The organism is Acetobacter sp. DmW_043 (genome assembly GCF_002153485.1).
Taxonomy (GTDB): domain Bacteria; phylum Pseudomonadota; class Alphaproteobacteria; order Acetobacterales; family Acetobacteraceae; genus Acetobacter; species Acetobacter thailandicus.
In genome coordinates this window covers 1-1,771 of the sequence record NZ_JOMN01000088.1, presented here as the reverse complement: position 1 = coordinate 1,771, position 1,771 = coordinate 1, and the positions used below count along the sequence as shown (strand labels likewise).

Below are 1,771 nucleotides of genomic sequence, written 5' to 3'. Positions count from 1 at the left end.
ACAACTGGCAGGTTCAGGACGATCTGCCGCCAGAAATCCCGGTCGACAAAGCGGAAATCGATCTTCTGATGAGGTTTTGCGATGACATCCTTGCCCGTTGCTTCGAGCCCCCTCCAGCCACAGCCGTCCCTGCGCGCAGCTCTTTATCTGCGGGTGTCAACAGGGCGGCAGGCCGAGCACGACCTGTCAATTCCTGATCAGCAGCGCCAGGCTGAAGCGTATTGTGCCGCGAAAGGCTGGGAGGTCGTCGAAATTTTTATCGAGCCAGGTGCTTCGGCGACAGATGACCGCCGACCGGAATTTCAAAAGTTGATGGAGGCAGCATCGGAGAAACCAGGGCGGTTCGATGTTGTCGTTGTGCATTCCTTCAGCCGCTTTTTCCGTGACCATTTCGAGCTTGAGTTTAACGTCAGACGTCTTGCAAAGCAGGAAATTCGGCTGATCTCGATCACACAGGAACTGGGAGATGATCCGTCTGCCGTGATGATGCGCCAGATCATGGCGCTTTTCGACGAATATCAGTCCCGTGAGAATGCCAAACATACGCTGCGGGCCATGAACGAGAACGCCCGTCAGGGGTTCTGGAACGGCTCCCGTCCGCCTTTCGGCTATCGTACCGTGGAGGCGGAGCGTCGCGGGCAGAAAATAAAGAAGAAGCTGGAGATCGACCCCATTCAGTCTGAAACGGTCAGGCTCATTTTCGAACTCTACCGTCACGGAGATGGACAGTCCGGCGGGCTCGGTATCAAGGCGATTGTCAGCCTCCTCAATGCAAAGGGATACCGTACCCAGACCGGCTCACGGTTTTCCTGCAAATTCATTCATGACGTGCTTACGCGCGAGACCTATGCGGGCACGCATGCGTTCAATGTGGTCGAAGCGAAAACAGGTCGTAAGAAAGCGTCGAATGAGGTGATCACCATGGATGCTCCTGTCATTATTCCCCGTAGTGAGTTTGCGGAAGTGCAGCAGCGTCTGAAACAGAACGCCCCGCGTGTGACCGCACCCCGGATCGTCAATGGTCCATGCCTGCTGACGGGGCTGGCAGTCTGCGCCACCTGCGGGGGCGGGATGACGTTGCGGACAGGGAAGTACGGCCGTTACCGGTATTATACCTGTGCAACGCAGGCGCGGCAGGGTAAGACAGCCTGTAAGGGGCGGAGCATCCGTATGGATCTGCTCGACACGCTGGTCATGGAACATCTCGCCACCCGTCTGCTCACGAAGGATAGGCTTGGTCTAATTCTGGAGGCGCTCCTGACACACTATGCTGCCAGTCAGAACCGTAATGCCGCCCGCCAGGAGAGTCTGCGTAACGCGTCCCGTGAAGCCGAACAGAAGTTGCAAAGGCTGTATGCGGCTATCGAAAATGGCGTTGTCGATGCCACCGATCCCACGCTCAGGGAACGACTTGATGCCCTGAAGGCTCAGCGGGATGAGACCGGTCGTCTCTGCGCAATGGCGGAAGCTCCGGGGATGGTCGTGCCGGTGATTACCGATGAAATGATCGAACGTTTTTCTCGTGACCTGCGGGCAAAGCTGACGGATGGTCCGGTTGCCATGCGCAAGGAATATCTGCGAGCGATCGTCGATCGCATAGAAGTCGATGACAGAGAAATTCGTATTTTTGGAAGGAAAGACAGGCTGATGAACCAGCTCGTCTCGGACCGTCCGAAACTGAACCCAAAAGTTCCCAGTTTTGGACGGGAATGGCGTCCCGTACGGGATTCGAACCCGTGTTGCCGCCGTGAAAGGGCGGTGTCCTAGGCCT

The 1,771-nt window shown here is 56.7% G+C and carries 1 protein-coding gene; it reads left to right on the top strand.

Features of this window, described 5'->3' with window-relative positions:
• The first annotated feature begins 81 nt into the window (after nt 1-81).
• A complete protein-coding gene (locus HK11_RS11835) occupies nt 82-1,767 on the top strand; it encodes a recombinase family protein (RefSeq protein ID WP_086555517.1) in 1,686 nt (561 codons plus the stop codon).
• Nucleotides 1,768-1,771 lie beyond the last annotated feature (4 nt).